The following is a 22,555-nucleotide window of genomic DNA, read 5'->3' as shown; positions in this document are numbered from 1 at the left end:
AACCCCTCTTCGCCGCGACGGCGCCCCTGTTGTTTTTGCTATGGGCGTCACGAAAGCGGCGCGCCGGACGCGCGCCGCCTTTTTGCTATCAGAGCGCGGCCTTGATCTTGTCCGCGGCGGCCGGCGACACCCACTGGGTCCAGATGTCGGGATTTTCCTTCAGGAAGTGCTTGGCGCCGTCCTCGCCATTGGCCTGGTTGTCGGTCATCCAGGCCATCACCTTGTTGACGGTGTCGTTGTGCCAGGCGCGCTTCTTCAGGTAGTCCATGACATCGGGAGCGACACGTTCGGAGAACTTCTTGGCGACCAGCGTATAGACCTTGTCGGGAACCCAGGAATTGGGCTTGGGATCGGCACAATCGGCTACGGTGTTGCAGCGCTTCCACTCCGCCTCGTCGCGCGGATAGCCGGGGTCGAGGCGCACCATCTCATATTTGCCGAGCAAGGCGGTCGGGGCCCAGTAATAGCCAAGCCAGCCCTTCTTGCGTTCGTAAGCCTTGGCGATCGAGCCGTCGAGGCCGGCCGCCGAACCGGTATCGACCAGCCTGAAATTGGACTTCTCGGCATTGATGGCCTTGTAGAGCTGCGCGGTCACCACTGTGCCGCCCCAGCCTTGCGGACCGTTGTAGATGGCGCCCTTGCTGGAGTCCTCGGGATCGGGGAAGAGCTCGGGATGCTTGAGGGCGTCGCCTATCGTCTTGATGTCGGGATGGGCATCGGCGAGATATTTGGGAATCCACCAGCCCTGCACGCCGCCATCGGGCAGGGAGGTCGCTGCCGTCACCAGCTTGCCATCGTCCATGCCGCGCTTGACCACGTCAGGCAGCAGATCGATCCAGGCTTCCGGCGCGATGTCGGGCTGGCCCTTCTCGGCCATGGAGGTGATCGTCGGCACCGTGTCACCCACCGTGATCTCGGCGGTGCAGCCATAGCCGTTGTTGAGGATGAACTTGTCGATGTTGGACAGCACTTCGGCGCTCTGCCAGTTCATGCTGGCAATGGATACCGAGCCGCATTCGGCCGCCTGAGCCAGCGACATCGGCCCGACCAGGCCGAGAGCAAGGCAGCTCGTCAACAATAGTTTCTTCACGGTCATTTCCCTCTGCTTCAGGCGGCTTTGTCAGGCTGTCGGTGCGCCGCCGTCACCGTGCCCCTTGCAGCTAGGCTGGCAGGCCCATGCTGATGGATTTCTGGAATGCCGCAGCGAGGCCAGCCCCGACAGCCTGGTCGAAGCCGCCCGCCTTCATCGCCTCGATGGCGGCGGCTGTCGTACCTCGGTAATCGAGAAAGACCTCGACGGTGCTCTCTGGGTCATCGCCGTTCTTTTCGAACAGCCGTCCCGTGCCGACGAGAAGAGCGGTCACCGCCTGGCGGGCCACTGCGGCTTCGATGCCGTGGGCGGTGGCATGGCGCATCATCGCCGTCGCCAGCAGCGCCGGAAAGGCAGGGCCTGAGCCTGCAAGACCGGTCAGGTAGTCCAACTCGCGCTCGCTCCCAAGTTCGGCGCTCCTGCCGCACGCCTCGAAAATCCGGCCGACGAGGCGGCGCTCCTCGGCTGATACCGCCGGGGACGCGATCCAGGGCGTGAAGGATGCCCGCACTTCGGCTGCCGCGTTGGGCAGCGAACGCACCGCGCGCTCAGAACCGAGGCCCGAGATTAGCTGTTCCAGGCAAATACCGGCCATGACGGAGATGATGAGTTTACCCGCAGCCTTGACGTTCAGCGCCGGCCAGTCCGCCGGGCGCACGCTGACGATGATGAGATCGACGCTGTCGGCGAGATCCTGATTGTCCCGGGTCCAGCGCGCAGTGGGAAAGCGCGCGGGTTCCCCACTGCGCAGGGAGAGGACCAGATGCTCGGGCGATGTCAGGCCGGCGTCCAGCAGGGCCTGGACGATGGCGCCGCCGAGCCAGCCATTTGCACCGATCACACCGATTTTCAGGGGCCTGCTCATCGTGAACCGCTCATGTGGTCAGCCGGAAACCATGCCTGGCAATGAAACGACCACAAACTCCCCTATCGGAAAGCGTCGCCGCTCATGGACGAAACCCATGCTGCCATAGCCACGCGTTTAGAAGCAATAAAAATGTACACCATTGTCAAAAAACATGACTAGACCGTTAGAGTTCGATTGACACCAGTGTACATTCTGCCTAGCCTTTTGAGGCACATGCAACGCTGGATCCCGAGCCATGTCGAACGACCCCCTCCTGCAGCCCTTTCAGCTCAAGCATCTCAAGCTGCGCAACCGCATCATCGTGACCTCTCATGAGCCGGCCTATCCCGAGGACGGCATGCCGAAGGAACGCTATCGGGCCTATCACGTGGAGCGGGCGAAGGGCGGGGTTGCCATGACCATGACGGCGGGGTCCGCTGCCATTTCAAAGGACAGCCCGCCGGTCTTCAACAATCTGCTCGCCTACAAGGACGAGATCGTGCCCTGGCTCAAGGACCTGACCGACGCGGTTCACGAGCACGGCGCGGCTGTCATGATCCAGCTCACGCATCTCGGCCGCCGCACGCGCTGGGACAAGGGCGACTGGCTGCCTGTCGTGGCGCCTTCCCACCAGAGGGAAGCCTCGCATCGCGCCTTTCCCAAGAAGCTGGAAGACTGGGACATCGAGCGGATCATCAAGGACTTCGCCGATGCGGCCGAGCGCATGAAGGCCGGCGGCATGGACGGCATCGAGCTGGAAGCCTATGGCCATCTCATCGACCAGTTCTGGTCGCCGCTCACCAACGAGCTGGAAGGCCCCTATGGCGGTTCGCTGGAAAATCGCCTGCGCTTCGGCTTCGACGTGCTGAAGGCCATCCGCGAGCGCGTCGGCCCCGACTTCATTGTCGGCGTGCGCTATACTGCCGACGAACAGCTCGAGGGCGGTACGACCAAGGAAGAGGGCCTGGAGATTTCACGCCGCCTCAAGGAGAGCGGCCTGATCGATTTTCTCAACGTCATCCGCGGCCATATCGATACCGATGCCGGGCTGACCGACGTCATCCCGATCCAGGGCATGGCCAATTCGCCCCATCTGGACTTCGCCGGCGAGATCCGCGCAGCGACGCAATTCCCGACCTTCCATGCCGCGAAGATTCCGGATGTCGCCACGGCACGCCACGCCATCGCCGCCGGCAAGGTCGACATGATCGGGATGACGCGCGCCCACATGACGGACCCGCATTTGGTGCGCAAGATCATCGAAAAGCGCGAGGACGACATCCGGCCCTGCGTGGGCGCCAATTACTGCCTCGACCGCATCTATCAGGGCGGGGCCGCCTATTGCATCCACAATCCGGCCACCGGCCGCGAGCTGACCATGCCGCATGCCCTGCAACAAGCCAAGGTCCGCAAGACCGTGGTCGTCATCGGCGCAGGCCCGGCAGGCCTGGAGGCGGCACGCGTCGCCGGCGAGCGGGGGCATCGGGTCGTTGTCTTCGAGGCGGCAGGCAAGCCGGGCGGGCAGGTCAGGCTCACCGCCCAAAGCCCGCGGCGCAAGGAAATGATCAGCATCATCGAATGGCGCATGAGCCAGTGCGAGAAGCTGGGCGTGACCTTCCATTTCGATAGCTGGGCGGACGCCGACAGGATCGAAGCCGAGAATCCGGACGTGATTGTTGTCGCCACGGGCGGGCTGCCGCACACCGAGGTGCTGTCCAAGGGCAACGACCTCGTCGTCTCGGCCTGGGACATCATCTCCGGCGACGTCAAGCCCGGCTCCAACGTGCTCATCTTCGACGATGCCGGCGATCACGCTGGATTGCAGGCGGCGGAGATGCTGGCGCAGGCCGGGGCGAAGGTGGAGATCATGACGCCCGACCGTTCCTTCGCGCCGGAAGTCATGGCAATGAACCTCGTGCCCTATATGCGCAGCTTGCAGAAGCTGGATGTCGCCTTCACCGTCACCTACCGCCTCCATGCCGTCGAAAAATCCGGGAACCTGCTGGTTGCCCATATCGGCAGCGACTATGGCGGCATTGTCAGGCAGCGCAGCTTTGATCAGATCGTCGTCAATCACGGCACGATTCCGCTCGACGATCTCTATTTCGAATTGAAGCCGTCCTCGAGCAATCTCGGCGAGATGTCTTATGATCAACTGATCGCGGGGGAGCCTCAATCCGTGGTTCGCAACGGTGAGGGCAAGTATCAGCTCTTCCGCATCGGGGACGCGGTTGCGGCTCGCAATACCCATGCGGCCATCTATGATGCTCTTAGGCTGGCCAAGGATCTTTGAGCTCGGTGCCATGATTTTCGAAGCTCGCCGGACTGGGAGAGGCTTTCAATGACACAGCGCAGCGCGGCTCTTCAGCACTTCGTCGAGGCGGCCAAGGCAGCTTTCGGCCAATTTGCACAGGATCCGAAGGCGCGGAAATCCATCGCCGAGATCTTCTCGGCGTTGGAAGAACCGGGCGCTGTGCGGTCCGGCCCCGGCGGGCGTCTGCCGGTTTGCGAACAGCTCGATGTTGCCCTTGGTGTCGAAACGGGCCAAGCCACGCTCGACAAGCTGCTGCAGCGTTTCAGGGAGGTCGAGCCCAACCTCCAATGGCGCCGGCGTCCGAACAATGACAGCACCGCCAGCGGCAATTTCGACGACAGCCACGCCAACGCGATGCTTCTGGGCCCCGGAGGCTTGGAGGAGCGCAGCGACGTCTGGCTCGGCGTGTCGCTGATGGCGCCGAAGGTGCGCTATCCCGACCATGACCATGCTCCCGAAGAGGTCTATCTGGTGCTGTCCGACGGCGAGTTCCGTCAGGGGCAGGGAGACTGGTTTTCGCCGGGTATCGGCGGCTCGTTCTACAACAGGCCCGGTATCCGGCATGCAATGCGCTCGCTCGCAACGCCGCTATTCGCCTTCTGGGCGCTCCGGGCCGATAGGGAGTCCTGAGGACCCTCCGGGTCGATCAGGCCTTGCAAAAAGGCTCTCACTTGAAGCCATGCCTTGCATGGAAACGGTCGAGCTCACGCTGTTCCGGCCTTACGCCGGTGAAGATCTCGACATATTCGGGAATGCGCTTCATGCGAAGGGCAACGTCTTCCTGCGTCTGCATCGAGATATAGCCGATCTGGGTGAGGTAGGTCGTTCTGGCCCGCACATCGGCTGTGATCGCGGTATAGCCAAAACGCGTGAACATCTGCGCAAGGGCGTCGAGGCGTATCTGGTCGGCAGTTTGCACTTCGGCGAGGATGTCCGGCGATTCGAGGGCCCAGCTCCGCACGGCGAATTCGAACTGGGCGTCGAACAGCGTCTTGTCGATCCAGCAATCGTTGACATTGAGCATCGCTTCCGCGATCAACTCGGCATAGGCCTGCGCCTGCTTGACGAGATTGCCGGTGTTCTTGTCGCGCCAGCGCTCGATCAGGGCGCCGAGGAGTTCCTCGCGGTCCTTGAAGAACCAATAGAAGCTGGTTCGCGACAGGCCGAGCTTCTTGGCCAAAGGCAGGATCTTGAGCGTGCTGACCCCGGATTCGAGCAGGAGTTCATAGGCCGCCTCCAGCCAGACCTCGGCCGAGCCCCGCCAGCCCGTTTCGCCCAAAACCTGCTCCATGACGCCCCCTCCATCAACGGCAAATCGGCGATCAAGCGAAATGCACATGAATGTCTAGCATAGCGTCAATTGTGTCTATTTAGTAGACATAAATGTACAGGTCTGGAGCCGTATTCGGGCGCCCTGTTGACCCTGATAGTGCCCATTGTCGGGGCGCGGCAAACCAGGGCGACGATGGCATGAACGCCGTCCCGCTCCTGGGCGGGACGGCGTTCATGCCATCGTAGCATCTTGGATCGAAATCGCCTCTTCCCGGCATGACAGGCAAGGATGCCTGCCATCCCGGAGGCATTGGTCCACCGTTGCAGGGTGCAATGAACCTTGTGGCGGAAGCTATCTGTCGATCACCAGGTCGCTCAGCGGCTTGGAACAGCAGGGCAGGAAGAAGCCCGCCTCGACCTCGCGTTGACGGATGCCGCCATTGTGCTGCATGTCGACGCTGCCGCTGACGAGCCTGGATTTGCAGGTGCCGCATAGGCCATTGGCGCAGGACGAGGGAAGGCGAACGCCCGCCTTCTTGGCTGACGACAGCACCGTCTGCTCGCCGGCTACCTCGATGGTCCGCGACTGCTTGGCGAACTCGACCTTGAAGAGTCTCGCCTGCGGCGTGATATCGGCAGCTGGCTCCTCGACGCCGACACTGTCGAAGCTCTCCTCGTAGTAATTGTGGGCCGGGCTGCCCAATTCGGCGCTGAAGGAGCGGACGGCCTGCATGAAGGGCGCCGGGCCGCAACACATGATGACACGCTCGGTGAGATCCGGGATGGCCAGCGACAGGAACGCCTTGGATATCCGCCCGGTCAATCCCGGCCAGGACGGTTCGCCGATGAGCTGCTCGGGAAGCAGGAGCAGCCGCAGGCCCTTCAACCGGTTCGCCAGCACGCAAAGCTCGTCGCGGAAGACGAGATCGCGCGGCGTCCTCGCCGCATGGACGAAGACCACGTCCGCGGCTTGCGCGGAATCGGCAATATCCCTGACGATGGACATCATCGGGGTGATGCCCGAGCCGCCCGACAGCAGCGCGAGCTTGGCCGGCGCGGCTGCTGGCCGCACGAAAGCGCCAAGCGGCCCCAAGGCCTTGACCGTCATGCCGGGGACGAGATTGTCGTGCAGCCAGTTCGAGACGCGGCCGCCTTCCGTGCGCTTCACCGTGACGGTGATGGCCTTCCGCCTCGCCGGCGAGGAAGACATGCTGTAGCAGCGGCTTTCGGGCAAGCCGTCGATCTCCAGCTCGAGCGACAGGTGCTGGCCCGCCTCGAAATCGAAGGCCTTTCCCTCGGGTGACAGGAAGGTGAAGCTTTTCACGTCATGCGTTTCGTCATGGACATCGACGCAGAGGAGCAGGTCGAACGCTTCGGCGTGGGGAGCAATGGTCATGCCGGCACCTGCCTGCAGCGAGCCGTCAGTAGCCATTGGCGCGCATCCGATCGATGTACCAGCTGACGAAATTGTCGAGCTGGCCTTCGGTGAAGGGGGAATAGGGGCCGGGCTCATAGGCCGGATCCAGAACCCCCGAATAGGAACGCGCGACCAATTGCGCATCCTGCTCGTTGGTGGCGAGCCACACATTGGTGAGCTTGTCGAGATCGTAGTCGCGGCCCTCGACGGCGTCCTTGTGCACCAGCCATTTCGTGCGGACGAGGGTCTCGTCGGCGCTGAGCGGAATGATGAGGGTGCTCACGGCATGGTCGCCCATGAAATGATGCCAGCAATTATGGCCCCATAGATGGACGTCGCCGAGATCCTTGCGCGTCATCGAGCCAAGCAGCTTGGAGGAGGCGGCGGTGGCATCCGGCGTCTGGGACTCGCCGGCACCCGCGATGATCAGGCGCTGGGTGCGGAAATTGGTGGCGCAGTCGACGAGTTGCTCGACTGGTGCCGAGGGATGGCCTTCAGCCTCCCAGGCCCTGGTGCGTGCCTCGTAGAGAGCCTGGTGCTTCTCGGCTTCTTCCCGGTCCTCGGGGCTCAGGCTGGCCGGATCGAAGCCGAAATCGAGATCGATGAAGGAGACGCAGAGCTCGGGGTGATTGGACGAGCAGTGATAGCATTCCCGATTGTTCTCGATGGTCAGCTTCCAATTGCCCTTCTCGATGATCTCGCTTTGGAAGGCGACCTTGCTGTTCGCGATGTCGTAGGGCGCTAGGCGCTCCCGCATCACGGTCTCGAGCGTGCCGATGTCTTCGGGGGGATTGTCCGAAAGGCAGACATAGATGAGCCCGCCGATCGACCGGAAGTGAACGGGCTTGAGGCTCCTGCAGGTCTTGTCGAAGGTCGTACCCATATGCGGGGCGTAGGCGAGTTCGCCCGACAGCTCATAGGTCCACCGATGATAGGGGCAGACGAGCTTCGAGACGATCGAAGTACCGCTGTCCAGCAGGCGGGCGCCGCGATGGCGGCAGACATTGTGAAGCACCCGGATCTGGCCGTCGTCGTCGCGCAGCAGAATGATGCTGGAGCTGCCGAGATCGATCACATGAGCATCGCCCGGCTCGGGGACGTCGCACTCCAGCCCGACAAAGATCCAGTGCCGGCGGAAGAACACCTCCAGATCCGCCTTGAAGACATCCTCGCGCGTGTAGAGGCCGGCGGGAAGGGCATGGCCCGCCATGCGCTGATCCAGCAGGGGCGAAATCACAGACGAGAATGTATTGAGCATGAGTTTTCCTCACCAGATTTCCTCCCATATTGCGCGCTTGAAACCGCCCACTCAACGGCACAAATGTTTGCATTTCCCATAACTCAATGTAATGCGTATTGGGTGACGCCACCGTCATCACGGTGCATTCGGCGCGTCAGAATTCCCGAGGGCTGTAGGTCATGGCCAATCTGCGGCGAAAGCTTCCTCCGCTCACCGCTCTCACCGCCTTCGAGGCGGTGGCGCGCCTGGGCGGTTTCACTAGGGCGGCCGCGGAACTGGGCGTCACCCAGGCGGCGATCAGCCGCCAGATCCATCTCCTGGAGGATATGTTCGGCTTTCCCTTGTTCCGGCGCCTGCACAGGCGGGTCGAATTGACCGAGAAGGGAAAGCAGCTTTCGTCCACGACCTCGACGGCCTTCAATCTCATTGCGGAGACGATCTCGGACTGGTCGAAGGAAGAGGCGGAAGACGATCTTGCCATCGCGGCGACGATAGCCTTTTCCCATTTCTGGCTTCTCCCCCGCATTGCCTCCTTCTCGAAAGCCCATCCCAACATCAGGCTGCGCATCATCACGCAGGACAATGCCGTCAAGGTCGACGGCGAGGACGTGGATCTGGCTATCCGTTTCGGGAGCGGTTTTTGGCCTGACAGTGACGCTGAATTTCTCTTCCGCGACGAGATCTTTCCCATCTGCAGCACCGATTATGCGCGGGAGATCGGAGAGATCAGAGATCTCGCCCAGCTCACGCGCTATCCTCTGATCACCAACGATACCGCCGACCCCACCTGGACCAATTGGGCCGAGTGGCTTGCGGCGTTCTCCGTCGCGGCTCCCGGCAAAGCCTCGGGAATGCATTGCAGCTTCTATACCGAGGCGATCTATGCCGCCTTGAACGGTCATGGCATCGCGCTCGGCTGGCGCCGGCTGGTCGAGGATCTGCTGATCCAGAACCGGCTGGTCAGGCTCACGAATGAAGCCATCGTCACGCAAAGCGCCTATTTCTTCATCGCGCCCCGGCGCAAGGCACGGAAGAAGGCCGTCGATCTGTTCATAGACTGGCTCAAGCGGGAAGCCCGTCTTCTCGAACCCGCCTGATGGACCTTCGCGGTCGGCTCAGCCCAGCATGATGTTGATGGTCTTGGCCTCGGTGTAGGAGATCATCTCCTCGATGCCTTCCTCACGGCCGACACCGGAATTCTTCATGCCGCCAAAGGGAACGCCGAGGAAATGGTTGGAGCAGCCATTGATCCAGACGTGGCCGGAACGGATCCTGCGGGCGACATTGAGGGCGTTGCGGATATCGTTGGTCCACACCGCGCCCGTCAGGCCATATTCGGTGCTGTTGGCAAGGTTCACCGCTTCGTCCACCGTTTTCCAGCGCCCGACCGACAGGATGGGGCCGAATACCTCCTCCTGCCATAGCCGCATGCCGGGCTTGACGTCGGCATAGACTGTTGGCTCGACCCAGAATCCCTTGGCGAAGCGCTCGCCCAAGGGCCTGCGGCCGCCCGTCATCAGGCGCGAGCCGTCATCCCTGGCGTTTTCGAAAAAGGAAACGACCTTTTCCAATTGCAGGCGTGAATTGAGAGGGCCCATGTCGGTGGCAGGATCGAAGGGATCGCCGAGCTTGAGGTGGGAAACCTTCTCGACCACGCGCTCGAGCACGGCATCATGGATGTCCTCGTGCAGGAGCAGCCGGCTGGTCGATCCGCAGGACTGGCCCTGCCAGCTGAAGTTCATGCCGCGCACGGCAGCGGCTGCGATGATCTCGGGGTCGGTGTCGGGAAAGGCAATCAGAGGGTTCTTGCCGCCCAGCTCCAGCGTCACATGCTTGACCGCCACTTCGGCGGCCGAGCGCTGGATGGCGCGTCCGGTCTGGGGCGAACCGATGAAGGCGATGCGCTTGATGCCGGGGTGGCGGACGATGGCATTGCCCACCGTGGCGCCGGGGCCGGTGACGATGTTGAACACGCCCGGCGGCAGGGCCTCGCGCGCGACCTCGGCCAGCAGCAGCGCCGACAGGGGGCTCGTCTCCGGCGGCTTGACGATCACCGCATTGCCGGCCGCGAGCATGGCGGCGGTGCGTGCGACGGCAAACATCAAGGGATGGTTGAAGGGCGCGATGCGCGCCACCACGCCATAGGGCTCCCGCACGGTCAGATGCAGGTTCTCGGCCGTGGCGGGAATGGTCTCGCCCTTGAGTTCGTGAATGAGGCCGGCATAGTAGGTCAGGCTGTCCACGGCATGGCCGACATCGCCGCGCATCGGCGTGATGGTGTTGCCGGTGTCGGCGACCTCGATCTTGAGGAACTCTTCGGCGCGGGCGCGCAGGGCCTCGCCGAAGGCGCGCATGCGGGCCCCGCGCTCGGACGGGGTGAGGGCGGCCCAGGCAGGCCAGGCGGCGTCGGCGGCGGCAAAGGCACGCTCGACGTCCTCGGCCGTGCCGCGCGGGGAACGGCCGATCGCTTCCTCGGTGGCGGGGTTGATGGAAATGTCGAACTCGCCGCTCGAAGCGTGCACCAGTTCGCCGCCGATCAGCATCCTGTCATGTTCTATCGCGTAAGCCATGTCTGCGTGCTCTTTCCGGCCACCCGTGCGGGTGGCCTGACATCAATGGGTGATCATGCCGCCATCGGCATTGAGGAGCTGCCCGGTAATCCAGCGGGCCTGGCGGGAAAGCAGGAAGGCGATGGCATCGGCGATGTCGTCGGGGCCGCCGGCGCGCTTGAGGCATTGCTGCTCGATCATCGCGGCCTTCTGCTCGGGCGTCACGGTCGCCCGTTCGACCTCCGTGAAGGTCGGGCCAGGCGTCAGCGTGTTGACCCGGATCGAGTGGCCACCGAGCTCGCGCGCCATGGCCCGCGACAGACCCATCACGCCGGCCTTGGACGAGACGTAATGAGCATAATTGGGCCGCCCGAACAGGATGGTCGAGGAAGCCACGTTGACCACCGAGCCTTCGCCCGATGCCACCAGCGCCTCACGAGCGGCACGCGTCATGTTGAAGACGCCCTTGAGATTGACGGCCTGGACCTGGTCCCACTCGTCGGAGGGGATTTCCCAGAAGGGACGCATCTTCAAGGTGGAGAAGATCGAGGCGTTGTTGACCAGGCCAAACACACCGCCGAAGGCTTCGACCGCCGCCGCGACGGCTCCCTGGCAACTGGCCTCATCGGCGACATTGGTGCGCACGAACAGGCGCCGGCCGGTGCCCGGCGTGTCTTCCTCGGCCACCGCGCGGCCCTTGTCCTCGTTCCAGTCGGCGATGCAGACATCGACGCCTTCGCCGGCGAGCGTGAGAGCGAGCCGGCGCCCGATGCCCTGGCCGGCGCCAGTGACGATGACGGCGCCGCGTGACGGGTAAGATTGCATGATGGGTTCCTTTCCTGCGGGCCGGATCAGGCCGCCGCGTGTTCGGGCTGGCTCTGGTGGACGTCGAGCTGTAGCGTGACCAGGGAAGCTTCGTCCTTGCGCACGACTTCGGCTTCCAGCAGCGTGCCGCAGGCGATACAGACATGTTCGCGCAGTTCGAGATCGGCATGCGTGCGGATATGCGGTCCGTAGGTCTCCGGCTCGATGCGATAGCTGCGCACCCTGTCCTTCCAGTTCGCCGTAACGGGGCCGAGGTCGCAACCGCAGCCACAGGCAAAGCGCCCCTCGGCGATGGTGAACTCCCCTTTGCCGGGAGCATGCTTGGGCGTGGCGCCGGCCAGGCGCCGGCTGCGGATCGCGGCCCGGGCCTGTTCGGTTGCGGAGAGGTCGACTGTGCCCTTCGCGATCACCACGCCATATTGGGCGGCCGCCGCCGTGAGGCTGACATGGCGGTTCGCGACATCGCCGAGCACGGCGGCAGGATCGCGCAGCAGCGGGTCGCCATAGCCACCACCGCCCTGGAAGGCATAGCCGAGCACGTCGCGCGAGGTGAGGCGCATGCGGCCGGGTTTGGGGCCGAGCTGCTCGACTCCGGCAGCCAGCAATTCGTCGAGATCGCCGGCAAGGCCTGCGAGGGCGGCCGGATCGCCGGCGTCGCGGCGGATGACGTTGCGGCCGCAGGCGCCGGGCAGGCCGCCGAACTGGCCCACCGCATTGGGCACCTCCACGCCATGGCCGAGCATCATGGCATGCAGGGCGTCGGTACCATAAGGTGCGATGGCGAGGGAGGCGCCGGCGCCGCCGCGCTGGCGGCCGGGGCCGCCGCTATCGGGTACGAAGGCACGGAAAAGGTAGAGGAAGGGTCCGTTCGCCTCATTGGCCTCGACATTGGCGATGGCCGGTCGCGGCACGCAGAAATCGCCGGAGCCGTCGAGGCCGTCATGATCGGGGAAGGCACCGCCACCACCCGCCGTCGAGTCGAGCAGGAAGGTGCCGAACGGCCCGCCGTCGCGGTCCTGCCCCGCCAGGGTCATCACCATCATGTGGCCCTTGGTGACGGCCTGGCTTTCGCCGGCATGTTCGGGCGAGCAGGCCACCATGCGCGACAGCGCGGCAACGACGACGTTCTGGACGATCCAGGCCGTCGAGATCGTGCCCGAGGAAACCGGAGCCGGCCAGGAGGCGTTGCACAAGATGCCTTCGGGCGCGACGAAATCGACGGCGCGCAGGATGCCCTCGTTCCAGCGAATGCGCGGCGCGAGGATCGGCAGGAGCCCGGTGAGAGCGGCGCCGCGCATGCCCGAGGCCGTGCAATTGATGAAGCCGGGCGCTTGCGGCGAGGTCCCCGTCATGTCGAGGGTGAGGCGGTCGCCCTTCTTGGTTGCGGTGACGCAGACGCGGTAGAGCACGTTCTCGTGGCCGTCATGCTCGATATAATCGCGCGCCCGGAAGACGCCGTCGGGAAGGGCTGAAAGGACCTGGCGGATCTGGCGCTCGGAACTGGCGATCTCCTCTGCCATGATGGTCTCGACCGTGTCGCCGCCATAGCGGTCCATCAGTTCGACCAGGCGGCGGGCCGCCACGGTGTTGGCCGCAATCATCGCCTTGAGGTCGAGGCCCAGGACATGGGGCAGGCGGGTCATGCCCATGATCATCTGCCACAGATCCTGGCGCAGCACGCCGTTCTCCACGAGCTTGATGCCCGGCAGCAGCATGGCTTCCTGCTGGATTTCGGTGGCACCGATGGCCCAGGAGCCGAAGCTCATGCCGCCGACATCGAGTTGGTGGGCGCAGGAGCCGGCCCAGGCGACATGGCGGCCCTGGTGGAAGATCGGCGCGACGATCGAGACGTCGGGCTGATGGATGGCGCCGCGATAGGGATCGTTGAGGATGAACATGTCACCCTCGCGGATTCCTGGATTCTCGGCGAACTCGGCATTGATAGAACGGATGACCGAGGACATCGTGCCGGTGTGGAACAGCACCTGCGGACCCATGGTGACGATCGAGCCATCGGCGAGATAGAGGCCGTTGTTGAAGTCGGTCGCCTCGGTCACCACCGGCGAGCCGGAGACCGATTTGAGCGTGATCGCCTGTTCCTCGGTGATCGCCTGCAGCTTGTTGCGCACGACCTCGAAGGTGATGGGATCGATGGCGTTGTCAGTCGTAGACATTGCTGCCTCCCAAAAGCATTTTCCAGAAAAGTCGATAGACTTTTCGGCTAAGAAAATGCGTCAAAACAAAGAATTAGGGCGGGTTGCGATCCCATCGGATCGCACCATGTCCTAGCGCTGCTCGATGGTGATGTTGTTGGTGGCGTCGAGCCGGGCGACCTGACTGGCCGCCACGAAGACCGAGGTCTCGGGGTGCTCGATGACGGCGGGGCCGGTCACGATGAAATCCTTCGGCAGCTCGCGCCAATTATAGACGGCGCAATCCATCCATGCGGTGGCGACGGGCTCGAAGATCCGGCGCTTGCCGACTGTCGGCTCGCCCGTGGGGGCCACAAGGGCGATCTCGGGCCGACGCGCCTTGCCGAAAGCCTCGACACGGACATTGGTCAGCTCGAGGCCGGCCTCGCGGAAGGCCGATCCCTTGCCATAGGTCTGCTCATAAACAGCCTCGAAGCGCGCGACGAGTTCGTCCAGCGTCGCAGCGGCGATCTCGCCCGCCGGCACGGGAATGATGAGGTCGTTGGTCTGGCGGCGATAGCGCAGATCCGCCGTGCGCACGAGCTGGATATCCTCGCGGGCGACCCCGGCCCGGCGCATGGCGTCCAGGCATTCGGCTTCGAGGCTCGCGAAGGCCGCCGCGATCTCGGAGGCGACCAGGCCGTCGGCAGGCGCGCGCGATCCGCCGCCTGCCCGCATCAGCAGCGACTTTTCGACGGCGAACTGCAGGTCGGCGGCGAGCGCTCCATAGGCCGAATGCGCCATGGAGGTCACGGGCACCACCATCTTGGGCACGCCGAGCTCGGCGCCATAGCCGGCGCAATGGACCGGGCCAGCCCCGCCATAGGCGAAGATCACGAAGTCACGCGGATCGTGGCCGCGGCCGATGGTGACCTCGCGCAGCGTATCGGCCATCTGTGCATCGACGATGCGGCGTATGCCGGCGGCGGCTTCCTCGGTGGTCAGGCCGAGCGGCTTGGCGATCTGCTCCTCGATGGCGGCCGATGCCGCCGCCTTGTCGAGCTTCATCTTGCCGCCGAGAAAGGTCTGGGGATCGATGATGCCGAGCACGACATCGGCGTCGGTGACGGTGGCCAATCTGCCGCCCCGCCCGTAGCACACCGGTCCTGGCCGGGCGCCGGCGCTGTCGGGGCCGACGCGCAGCTGGCCGTCGATGACGCGGGCGATCGAGCCGCCCCCGGCGCCGATGGCGCGAACCTCGATCATCGGCGTGGCGATATGAAAGCCGCCGGCCTCGTGATTGGTGGACATCAGCGGCTTGTCGTCGACCACGATGGCGACGTCGAAGGAGGTGCCGCCCATGTCGGTGGTGATGAGGTTGCGATAGCCCAGCTTCTTGGCCAGATGGACCGAGCCCATCACCCCGCCGGTCGGGCCGGAGGTGACCAGTGTCACCGGCCGGCGCGCGGCCTCGGCAACCGGCATGACGCCGCCGGCCGAATTGAGGATGGAGAAGGCGCCCTTGAAACCGCGCTTCCTGAGCATCTGCTCGATGCCGTCGAGGTAGGAGACGACCTTGGGGGCAAGATAGGAATTGAGCGCGGCCGTGGCCGTGCGCTCATATTCGCCGATGACGGGGGCAACTTCGCTCGAGAGGCTGACATAGGCGCCCGGTACTTCCTCGCCGATGATGCGGGCGGCAATGCGCTCATGCTCGGGATTGCGGAATGACCACAGGAAGGCGACCGCGAAGGTCTGGACGCCCTCGCTCGCCAGGGAGCGAACTGCGGCCCGCACCTGCTCCTCGTCAAGTGCAACCAGCACCTTGCCGGCATGGTCGACACGTTCGCGGATCTCCCGCACCAGATGGCGCGGCACGATCGGCTGGGGATAGCGCCGGCGCGAATACCAGCCGAGCCGGTCGACCGGCACACCGGCGGTAAAGCCCATCAGGCGCTGGATCGCCAGCGTGTCGCCGAAACCGCGGGTGGCGAGCAGGCCGGTACGGGCCCCGTCGCGCTCGATGACGGCGTTGGTCGCCTGGGTCGTGCCATGGCCGAAGGCGATGACCCGAGCCAGCAATTCCTCGCCGGTCATGCCGCGCTGCGCGGCGGCATCCTGTACGGCATTGAAGACGCCGACCTCCAATTCGCCCGGCGTGGACAGCGCCTTGGTGGTAATCAGGCCGCCATTCTCGTCCAGCAGAACGAGGTCGGTGAACGTGCCGCCAATATCGACACCCAGAAACATGGACTTCCTCCCAGCCTGGTACCGGATGATCCATGGCCGAGCGCGTAGGCTGCCGTGCATGGCACAGCGGCTGGAAACGCGCTTGAAATTGGATTCTGTCCCGGCGCAGGGCTCTCTTCCCCGCGAACATGGGTCGAGTTTTACGCCCGGGCTTTACGACAATCCAATATATAATTCGCAGCGATACATAGCCAAATGCCTATGAAATGAAGAATGACGAACGGGCTTGCTGAGGCATCGTCCCGGAAATAGCTGGAGCGCCAATTCGTTTCGTTTATTGACGGATGACTCCTCAGCCCGCCATCATACCGCCGCAGGAGGCTCGAAACTCGGTACCTGACCATCTGCGGCTGCCTCCCGCACGAAATCCATCAGCCGGGACTGGAAGCGCGAGAAGGTCTTGCCCCGCTTGTGGATCAGGAAGACGGGGACAGGCAGGTCAAGCCCCGGCGTCGCGACCTGCCGCAGCAGCCCCCTGGCGAGTTCGTCGCGCACGCAGCTCTCCAGCACGAAGGCGACACCGGCATGATGGCGCACCGCCTGCTTCATGGCCTCCGGATGCCCGAATTCGAGGACGACCTCACGATGCCGGATGCCATGGGCATAGAGCGCGTCCTCCTCGAGCTCGCGCCGGACCTGCTGGCGAGGGGAGGAGACGAAGGGCAGGCTTGCGATCTCCTGCGGATCGGCGCTGTTACCGACCAGGGTGCTGTCGCCTGCGACAATCAGGACGAGCTGTTCAGTCCATAGTTTTTCGACGCCGAGGCCATCGACATCGTGCCGTGGATCCAGAATGCACAGTCCAAAATCGCAGGAGCCATCCCTGACGCTGGCGGTGACGAATTGCGGGTTGGAAACCTGGACGGTGATGCCGCCCTCGCGCAAGGTGCGGCGAAAGGCGGCGAACATCGGAGGCAGCACATAGGAGGCGACTGTCATGGACGCCGAGACCACGGCGCTGCCTGCTTCCCCGTCGCCTGACAGCGCCAGCTCGCGTTCCAGTTCGCGGGTTCGGGTGACGACATCGCGAGCCCAGGCCTCGACGCGGATGCCTTCCCGCGTCAAAACCAGGCGCCGCCCGCTGCGCTCGAAGAGCTTGGCGCCGACCTTGTCCTCCAGGAAGCGCAGATGCGCGCTGACCACCGGCTGTGCGATGCGCAGCCGCTCCGCCACGCGGGTGACGCTCTGAAGGTCGCAGACCATGCAGAAGATCTCGAGCTTGTGGAGCGAGGCCTGGGACGCGAACAAGCGCTGCGCACTGTGCCCTTTGGTCATTGGAGTCTTATCGGCACTCGGCATTTGGCGCCTTCCGGCTTGAGCTGGAGATCCTTCGATTGAGAAAATAGGTCAAGACAAAGAGTTATACCAATGGCCGCGGGGATTCTCGTTGTTCAGCCACTCTGTCGCTGTTGCGCTGCCCCTCACCCTAACCCTCTCCCCGTAAACGGGGCGAGGGGCGCACAAGCGTCGCAACATGTCCTTGCAATCCTGCATCTGGCCCAACCGTCGGGCGAGACGAATTGATTTCAGGTTAGAGCGCCACGCCGATGTTTCCCCTCGCCCCGTTCTTACGAGGAGAGGGGCAGCGAAACCTTGACGCAATCAAGGAGCACAGCCGGGCCGGCACGACCGGCTCATGCAAATTTAAACGAGGGCAGGAAGATGTCTTCGACCGGCGGGTGGCGCCAGGTGCGCAGCGGATATTTGTCGATCAGCCGCTCGAACTGGGCCTGGGCTCGCAAGCGATAGTCTTCGAGGTCGATGCCCGGCAATTGCCGGTCGCGCATCACCACCCGGCCGTTGATGATGGTGGTCTTGAAATCCCGACCGGTGCCGCTGAGCATCATGGTCTGGATGGGATCGATGACCGGGCCGAGTTCGAAGGCACCAAGATCGAACAGCGTCATGTCGGCCTTGGCGCCGGCGGCAAGCCGGCCGAGATCGGGGCGCCCGAGGGCATCGGCCGCCACGAGGGTGGCAGCGTTGTAGAAATCGGCCGAGCTGCAGGCGCCGACATCCGCATCGGCAACCCGGCACAGGCTGATACCGATACGCATGTTCTCCACCATGTCGGGCGGGAAGGTGTCGGTGCCCAGGCCGATCGGAATGCCCTGGCGCTTGAGGCGCGCGAAGGATTCCATGGCGCCGCCATAGCGAGAGAGCACGAGCGGGCAATGGATCAGCGTGGCGCCGGATTGCGCCAGCAGGCCGACATCGTCGCCCCTCCGCGCCACCTTGGAGTGGCCGGTCAGGTAGACGCCATGGGGCAGCAGCGAGCGCCTGGAGAGGAAGCCGAGCGAGGCCAGCCATTCCACCGGCGTCTTGTCATGGCGCTCCACGATCGTCTCGAATTCGTCCATGCCCTGGCAGCAATGCAGGCGGATCGGACAGTCGAGCTCCTCGCGGATATGGGCCGAGCGCCGCAGCAGCTCAGGGGTGCAGTTCTCGATGCGATCGGGCGCCAACATGCCTCGGATCAGCCCGCCATGCGCACCGTCATAGGTGCCGACATAGTCCCTGGCCGTCTCCAGTCCCCTGAGGCCGCGCTCCTCGTCCCAGAAGGTATCGAAGCTGCCGTCCTGGCGGATGATGGTGACACCGGTCATGTAGCAGGGGCCGAGATAAGCCCGGATGCCGATCTCCGCCGCGCTGTCGGCCGAGCGGGCGAACTCGTCATAGGTCTCGGCCCATTGCCTGTAGAACATCGAGGTGATCGGCAGGGCCGTGGTGATGCCGTTGCGCACCAATTGCGCGAAGGCATATTTCATCTTGAAGGTCTGCTCTTCGGCCGAATACATCTCGATCGGACCGGCGGCGAGATAGTCGTCCGGCCAGACGCGCCCCTTCGCCCAGTCGGGCTGGTTGTCGAAGGCGAGGATGGTGGTGTCGAGGTCGCCCAGGGCATTGAGATCGATGAAGCCCGGCCCGAGAATGGCGTTGCCCCCGTCGATTTCCTCGTCGACCTCACCCTGATAGCCACGCCCGACGAAGACGATGGTGTCGTTCTGGTAGACGACTTCGGCATCGACGAGCGTGCGGTGCTGCTCGCCGTCGAAGCCGATCACATAGCGCGCTTTCACTCTGGTGGTGGTCATGATTTCCGGTCCGTTCGGGATGACTTGAGGAGGAGGTGGATCAGGGCGTCATCGGCCCGGCCCAGCGATTGAGGCCGATGGGTGTGGCGAGCGCTTGCCGATACATGCGCCGATAATGGGGTTCGAGCTCGTCAGCGGCGGATTTGCAGCGGGCCATGTATTCGGCGAATTCGCCGGCCAGGAGGCGGGCTTCCTGCTTCAGCGCATTCTCGTCGACCGTGAGCAGACGGCGGTTCTCGACGACGATGCGTCCGCCCACCATCACCGTGGTGACCGACGAGCCGTTCTCGCAATAGACGAGCTGGCGCCTGAGGTCGTTGAGGGGCGTGAAGGCGAAGCTGTCGAGATCTAGGAGGATGATGTCGGCCTGCCAGCCCGGCGCCAGCCGCCCGGTCGGGCGGGGCAGGCGCATGGCCCTGGCGCCGGCCGAGGTCAGCGCGGTCAGGATTTCCAGGGGCAGGGGCCAGCGGTCGAAATCGGGATCGGCGACGTTGTGGACGAGGCCGGCGACCTTGCCGACGGTCCACAGATTGATGCCGTCATCGGTGGCCGCCTCGTCATTGCCGAGACAGACATTGATGCCGCGCTGGCGCAGGCGCCTGAACGGCATGATGCCGCTGCCGATCTTGAGGTTGGACACCGGATTATGGGCGATCGAGCAGCCGGAATCAGCCAGGAGCGCCAGATCGTCCTCGTCGATCCAGATGGCGTGGATGACCATGGCCTGCTCGTTGAGCACGCCCCTATCATGGGCATAGCGGATCAGCGACTTGCCGTAATTGACCTCGCCGAGCACACGCTGCAGGCGCGTTTCCAGGATATGCATGTTGTAGGGAAGGTCGCGTTCGCGGGCGAGCGCGCCGAGCGCCTTGAAATAGGAGGGCGTGACGCGCTGGGGCGCCGAGCACGACACCGCACAGCGCAGCCGTCCCCCGGCGCGATCATGCCAACGCTCGAGGAAGCCCTCGTAATGGGCGAGCAGGTCGGCGTCCGACATCAGGGGCACCGCTTCCATGCGCTCGCGCAGGTGGGACGGCAGCAGATCCTTCAGGAAGGGGTATTTGGCGTGCTCGACCACATTGGGCTGGTCGAGCGTTACCGTGGCCCGCATGCCGGCATCTTCATAGGCCTGCATGACGTTGTCGACTTCCGTCTGTGTGACCACCGGCACGAAGAAGCAGTCGTCATGCACGGAGGTGACGCCCTGGCGCAGCATCTCCATGGCGCCGAGCATGGTGCGCACATAGGCAAAGCGCGCGGAGACGACCTCGCGCATCAAAGGCGGTACCTCGTAGAGCATGAACAGCTCGAGCGGCCAGTTGTCGAGCGCGCCCTTCATGAAGTTGGCCGGTGAATGAAAGTGGCCGTTGACCAGGCCCGGCATGGCGAGCTGGCCGGAGGCATCGATCACCCGCACGCCGTCCATGCCGATTCCGGCCGCAAGGTCCGGGGCAATCGCCTCGATAGAGTCGCCGCGGACGAGGATGTCGGCCCTCGAATGCTCGCCATTGGTCTCATCGAGCGTGAGGACGCGCGCATCCTTGATCAATGTCAGCATGGCCTCACCGCTCCCTGTCCTGGCCACCGGCCGGATCGGCCCGGTGCTTGACCAACTGGAGACGCGTCCTGGGATCGAGCGAGTCGCGCAGGGAATCGCCGAGCAGGTTGAACGCCATGACCAGGATGGTGATGGCGAGGCCCGGAATGGCGGCGATATGGGGCGCCACGAACACAAAGCTGCGGCCTTCGCTCGTCATGATGCCCCATTCGGCGATCGGGGGCTGCACGCCGAGGCCGAGGAAGCTCAGGCCGGCGGCGGTGATCACCACCGCGCCGACGATGGTGCAGCTATAGACGACGGAGGCGGCCACCACGTTCGGCAGCATTTCCACGAACAGGATCTTGAGATCGGGCGTGGCCATGGCGCGCGAGGCCTCGACATAGGCAAGGTCGCGCTCCTGGCGGGCCGCGGCATAGACCACCCGGGTGTTATAGGGCACCAAAGTCACCACCAGGGCGATCATCATGTTGACGAGGCCGGGGCCCATCAGCGCCGCGAGCATGATGGCGAGCAGCGCCATGGGGAAGGCGAACAGCACGTCCATCAGGCGCATGATCACCTCGCCGAGCCGGGGATACCAGGCGCCGATGAGGCCGAGTGGGATCGAGATGGCCGCCCCCAGGAATACGGGGATGACGCCTGAGATCAAGGTGAGGCGCGCGCCGTAGATCAGGCGCGAAAGGATGTCCCGGCCCTGCTGGTCGAGCCCCAGCAGATGGCCCGGCGTGCCAGGCGGGCGAAGCCGCAGGGCCGGATTGGCTTCGTTGGGCGGGAACGGGGCGAGAAGAGGCGCGAAGATCGCCGTGAGGACCAGCACGATGATGATGCCGGCGGCGATGCGGGCGACGGGATCGCCGAGTACGCCGCGCCAGACGAAATAGAGATTGCCGCGGCGCTGCGGCGAAAGCTTGCTGGCCGGCGCCAGGGAAGGGACCGCGGTCATGGCAGCCTCACCGTTGCTTGGGATCGAGGGCGTGGACGATGACGTCCGAGATCAGATTGCCGAGGACGAAGACGATGGCGACCGCGAGCACGCAGCCCTGGATCACCGGCACGTCGCGCTGCATGATGGCGTCGAACAGGAGTTGGCCGACGCCGGGCCAGTTGAAGATGATCTCGGTGAAGATGACGCCACCGAACAGATAGCCGATCTGCAGGCCGCCGATGCTGGCGAAGGTCGGCAGGGTGTTACGCACGCCGTGGCGCAGCACGATCTGCCGGCGGCTGAGGCCGCGGGCGCGGGCGGCCAGGATATAAGGCTGGCCGAGGACATCGAGCATGCGCGAACGGGTGACGCGGGTGACGACGGCGATCGAGGAGGCCGCGGTCGCGATCGCCGGCAGCACCATATGATGGAGCAACTGCCCGAGGCCGCCGGGATCGATCATGTTGTACATGCCGGAGATGGGGAAGAGCTTCCATTTGAAGCCGAAGAAATAGAGCAGCACGATGCCGAGCCAGAACACCGGCAGCGAGGCCAGCACCAAGGTGAGAGCCACCACCGACTTGTCGGTGAAGGTGCGGAAACGCGGCGCCGAGAGCACGCTGAGCCCGAAGCCGCAGGCCAGCACGATCACGAGGCTGCCGGCCATCAAGATGAGCGAGTTGAGGATCTTGGGCAGCAGGATCTGCAGCACCGGCAATTGCTGCGAGACGGAATTGCCGATGTCGCCATGCAGGAGATTCCACAGCCAGCGCAGATATTGCAGGATCAGCGGCTGGTCGAGACCGAGGCGCTGGCGCAAGGCTTCGAGCTGCGCTTCGGTGGCCATGCGCCCGAGCAGTGTCAGGGCGATATCACCGGGAATGAGCTGGAGCGACAGGAAAACCACCAGTGTCACGCCAAGCAGCACCGGAATGGCATAGAGAAGCCGATTGCCGGCAAAAGCGAAGATGGACATGGCAAAGCCCTTCATTGGTGCATCTGGCCGTCCCCATCGAGCCTTCGGATTCACGCATCTCA

17 protein-coding genes are annotated in these 22,555 nt (G+C 64.2%); 3 read left to right on the top strand and 14 right to left on the bottom strand.

The annotated features are described in order from the left end of the window. Positions 1 to 88: 88 nt before the first annotated feature. Positions 89 to 1,090: an ABC transporter substrate-binding protein gene (locus ACN6KF_RS32160; RefSeq protein WP_434960946.1), complete on the bottom strand. Its 1,002-nt coding sequence runs from the start codon at positions 1,088 to 1,090 to the stop codon at positions 89 to 91. A gap of 70 nt (positions 1,091 to 1,160) precedes the next feature. Beyond that, positions 1,161 to 1,955: a pyrroline-5-carboxylate reductase family protein gene (locus tag ACN6KF_RS32155; protein ID WP_434960945.1), complete on the bottom strand. Its 795-nt coding sequence runs from the start codon at positions 1,953 to 1,955 to the stop codon at positions 1,161 to 1,163. A 238-nt stretch (positions 1,956 to 2,193) separates the two neighbouring features. Between ACN6KF_RS32155 and ACN6KF_RS32150 the strand changes: the two genes are divergently transcribed. Together ACN6KF_RS32150 and ACN6KF_RS32145 are read left to right on the top strand one after the other, a co-directional pair. Continuing rightward, complete coding sequence (locus ACN6KF_RS32150) at positions 2,194 to 4,230, top strand: oxidoreductase (protein ID WP_434960944.1); 2,037 nt, start codon at positions 2,194 to 2,196, stop codon at positions 4,228 to 4,230. Between the two features lie 48 nt (positions 4,231 to 4,278). Continuing rightward, on the top strand, positions 4,279 to 4,881 hold the full coding sequence (locus ACN6KF_RS32145; protein WP_434960943.1) for a dimethylsulfoniopropionate lyase: 603 nt from the start codon (positions 4,279 to 4,281) through the stop codon (positions 4,879 to 4,881). Between the two features lie 37 nt (positions 4,882 to 4,918). On the opposite strand, the gene ACN6KF_RS32140 is transcribed toward ACN6KF_RS32145, so the two are convergent. The 3 genes from ACN6KF_RS32140 to ACN6KF_RS32130 all read right to left on the bottom strand — a co-directional run bounded on the left by ACN6KF_RS32140 (position 4,919) and on the right by ACN6KF_RS32130 (position 8,198). After that, positions 4,919 to 5,542, bottom strand: coding sequence for a TetR/AcrR family transcriptional regulator (locus ACN6KF_RS32140; protein WP_434960942.1), 624 nt, complete (start codon positions 5,540 to 5,542; stop codon positions 4,919 to 4,921). Positions 5,543 to 5,875: 333 nt separating this feature from the next. Next, positions 5,876 to 6,919 (bottom strand): FAD-binding oxidoreductase, encoded by a 1,044-nt coding sequence (locus ACN6KF_RS32135; protein ID WP_434961358.1) that lies wholly within the window; start codon positions 6,917 to 6,919, stop codon positions 5,876 to 5,878. A gap of 25 nt (positions 6,920 to 6,944) precedes the next feature. Continuing rightward, entirely contained in the window at positions 6,945 to 8,198 is a 1,254-nt protein-coding gene (locus ACN6KF_RS32130) for an aromatic ring-hydroxylating oxygenase subunit alpha (protein WP_434960941.1), read from the bottom strand. A 161-nt stretch (positions 8,199 to 8,359) separates the two neighbouring features. On the opposite strand from ACN6KF_RS32130, the gene ACN6KF_RS32125 reads away from it, so the two are divergent. Then, positions 8,360 to 9,277: a LysR substrate-binding domain-containing protein gene (locus ACN6KF_RS32125; RefSeq protein ID WP_434960940.1), complete on the top strand. Its 918-nt coding sequence runs from the start codon at positions 8,360 to 8,362 to the stop codon at positions 9,275 to 9,277. Between the two features lie 18 nt (positions 9,278 to 9,295). On the opposite strand, the gene ACN6KF_RS32120 is transcribed toward ACN6KF_RS32125, so the two are convergent. From ACN6KF_RS32120 to ACN6KF_RS32080, 9 genes are all read right to left on the bottom strand, one after another. Then, positions 9,296 to 10,750, bottom strand: coding sequence for an aldehyde dehydrogenase family protein (locus ACN6KF_RS32120; RefSeq protein WP_434960939.1), 1,455 nt, complete (start codon positions 10,748 to 10,750; stop codon positions 9,296 to 9,298). A 42-nt stretch (positions 10,751 to 10,792) separates the two neighbouring features. After that, positions 10,793 to 11,554 carry an SDR family NAD(P)-dependent oxidoreductase gene (locus ACN6KF_RS32115; protein ID WP_434960938.1) on the bottom strand — a complete coding sequence of 254 codons (762 nt, stop codon included), beginning with the start codon at positions 11,552 to 11,554 and terminating at the stop codon, positions 10,793 to 10,795. Between the two features lie 26 nt (positions 11,555 to 11,580). Continuing rightward, entirely contained in the window at positions 11,581 to 13,728 is a 2,148-nt protein-coding gene (locus ACN6KF_RS32110) for a hydantoinase B/oxoprolinase family protein (RefSeq protein ID WP_434960937.1), read from the bottom strand. Positions 13,729 to 13,839: 111 nt separating this feature from the next. Then, positions 13,840 to 15,936 (bottom strand): hydantoinase/oxoprolinase family protein, encoded by a 2,097-nt coding sequence (locus tag ACN6KF_RS32105; RefSeq protein ID WP_434960936.1) that lies wholly within the window; start codon positions 15,934 to 15,936, stop codon positions 13,840 to 13,842. A 303-nt stretch (positions 15,937 to 16,239) separates the two neighbouring features. Continuing rightward, positions 16,240 to 17,211: a LysR family transcriptional regulator gene (locus ACN6KF_RS32100; protein WP_434960935.1), complete on the bottom strand. Its 972-nt coding sequence runs from the start codon at positions 17,209 to 17,211 to the stop codon at positions 16,240 to 16,242. A 359-nt stretch (positions 17,212 to 17,570) separates the two neighbouring features. Continuing rightward, entirely contained in the window at positions 17,571 to 19,031 is a 1,461-nt protein-coding gene (locus ACN6KF_RS32095; RefSeq protein WP_434960934.1) for an amidohydrolase family protein, read from the bottom strand. A gap of 40 nt (positions 19,032 to 19,071) precedes the next feature. Continuing rightward, positions 19,072 to 20,589: an amidohydrolase family protein gene (locus tag ACN6KF_RS32090; RefSeq protein ID WP_434960933.1), complete on the bottom strand. Its 1,518-nt coding sequence runs from the start codon at positions 20,587 to 20,589 to the stop codon at positions 19,072 to 19,074. 4 nt (positions 20,590 to 20,593) lie between these two features. Beyond that, the gene (locus tag ACN6KF_RS32085) at positions 20,594 to 21,535 is read right to left on the bottom strand and encodes an ABC transporter permease (RefSeq protein WP_434960932.1); all 942 of its coding nucleotides are present in this window, start codon (positions 21,533 to 21,535) and stop codon (positions 20,594 to 20,596) included. A 7-nt stretch (positions 21,536 to 21,542) separates the two neighbouring features. Next, the gene (locus tag ACN6KF_RS32080; protein WP_322432131.1) at positions 21,543 to 22,493 is read right to left on the bottom strand and encodes an ABC transporter permease; all 951 of its coding nucleotides are present in this window, start codon (positions 22,491 to 22,493) and stop codon (positions 21,543 to 21,545) included. Positions 22,494 to 22,555: the final 62 nt, after the last annotated feature.

The sequence above is a fragment of the Labrys methylaminiphilus subsp. lupini genome (genome assembly GCF_051161885.1).
In the GTDB taxonomy this organism is placed as follows: Bacteria; Pseudomonadota; Alphaproteobacteria; order Rhizobiales; family Labraceae; genus Labrys.
This window is presented reverse-complemented; position numbering and strand designations above follow the sequence as displayed.